This window comes from Acinetobacter chengduensis, assembly GCF_003664645.1.
Taxonomy (GTDB): domain Bacteria; phylum Pseudomonadota; class Gammaproteobacteria; order Pseudomonadales; family Moraxellaceae; genus Acinetobacter; species Acinetobacter chengduensis.
Window position 1 is genome coordinate 1 of the sequence record NZ_RCHC01000055.1, and the last position, 1,853, is coordinate 1,853.

2 protein-coding genes are annotated in these 1,853 nt (G+C 30.3%); both read right to left on the bottom strand.

Annotation, left to right across the window (positions count from 1 at the left end; genetic code table 11):
• Window positions 1-80: 80 nt before the first annotated feature.
• Window positions 81-797: a uracil-DNA glycosylase family protein gene (locus D9K81_RS18095; protein WP_120368271.1), complete on the bottom strand. Its 717-nt coding sequence runs from the start codon at window positions 795-797 to the stop codon at window positions 81-83.
• Between the two features lie 79 nt (window positions 798-876).
• Window positions 877-1,701, bottom strand: a complete 825-nt coding sequence (locus tag D9K81_RS18100; RefSeq protein WP_120368272.1) for an NYN domain-containing protein — start codon at window positions 1,699-1,701, stop codon at window positions 877-879.
• Between the last annotated feature and the right edge of the window lie 152 nt (window positions 1,702-1,853).

Here is a 1,853-nt window from a genome sequence, read left to right on the forward strand (position 1 = left end):
CCATTAATTTCGTATAAGCGCCATTATGTTAAATATGGGGATATCATGTAAGAAAAGAGTTGGTTTAGATAAGGTCAAGGTTAAAACAATATTTCTCGTAACATCGCTAATTCAGCATCATGACCATTTAAATTTTTATATTTTCTTTTTTGAATGTTTAAATGACGATTAGCAGGATGAGTCAAAGCGACAATATTTGAAATTACTTGATTTTCACAAAAATGAGCATGTTTTATAATTTGTATTTCAGCTTGATCTAAATCATTAAAACTTTTTACTTTTTTCCATTGGTCTAAATCAATAGATAACTGTGCTAATAAAGGAGGGACAAAGCGACCTAAAGTTATAATGGTTTGAGGTTGTTGTATTGATATTTGATATTCTAAAAAATCTAAACATTGTTTTTTAAAGCTACTGGACTTGGAACCAGGGAAAACACCAATATTTGATTGAGAATTCATTAATCCCATATAAGCATTTGTAAAATAACAACTCGTCAAATCGATATTAGCTTCTTGGAATAGTATTCTTAAATTTTTCCATGTAGGGCAAGCTAATGACTCGCTTCCTAATGCAAGTGATTTTTTAAATCCACTGACGTTATCAAAATTATGTCCTATAACCATGATTCCACCAATTCTTATATCGGTAATGTCATTTTCATATTTCCATAAACCATCTCCACCAGGAAAAAAAGATGTTCCCTCTATTCGATCAAATAGAGGTACAACACCTTCAGGATATGTTTCATTATCGAATTCTTTTAATTTATTAAAAATTTTATCTATAGCTCTCAATTTATATTTTCCCTAAAATTAAAATAATAAACAATATAAAACATATATTTATATTGTTTATTACGAGCTTAATAATTTGCTATTTTGTCTTTTTTAAGCGGACATATAAGTTCTTATGATCACTGGTACTGGTTGGTCTTTCTTCTACATCAAAAACTTTTGTATATGATTTCACTAAATCTCCAAGTTTTTTAAAACCATATGTACGAGGGTCAAAATCAACTTGTAGAAGTTTCCACTGTGAGCCTAAAGAAGCTACAGTAATCCATTCAGTATCATGTGCATCAAAAACTTGTTTGATTTTATCTAATGGCAAATTAGAGCTAGTTTGAGACTTAGTTTGACTAGCATCTTTATTACTTGTATTAGCTATTTCTTTCTTAATAGTTGATGGTTCTTCTTTTACTTGAACTATAGGAGGTTGAGCAGGTGCTTCGTAACCAGTTAAGTTTTCAACATAAGTGAAGTGTGAACAAGCATTACGAAATGCTTCAGGAGTTTGTTTTTTCCCGAATCCATATACCGTTGCTCCTTGTTCTTTTATACGAATAGCTAAAGCAGTGAAATCGCTATCACTAGATACGATAGCAAATCCATCTATGCGATCTGTATAGAGCAAGTCCATTGCATCGATAATCATAAAACCGTCAGTAGCATTTTTCCCTGTTGTATAAGCAAATTGTTGCATTGGTTTAATAGCTAAGTTGTTAATTGCTTGCTTCCAACTACCATTTTGATTAACGAAATTTCCATATATACGTTTTACTGTTGCTTCACCGTACTTGGTTAGCTCATTTAGAATATTTTCGATATCTTTGGCTGACGCATTATCTGCATCTATCAGTACGGCTAATTTTGATGTTTTTTCTTCTGTTAAATTGAAGATTGTTTTTGATACAGCCAAAGTCTTTACCCCAAGATATTAAAATAAATGAAGATTATAGCTTTTATTGTTTAATGAGATTCTATTTTTACAAGGAAAAATAAAGATTTAGCTTATTTGAAATTAATAAGTTTCGCTAAAATTAACATAATACACGTTATGCGAAATTAGAA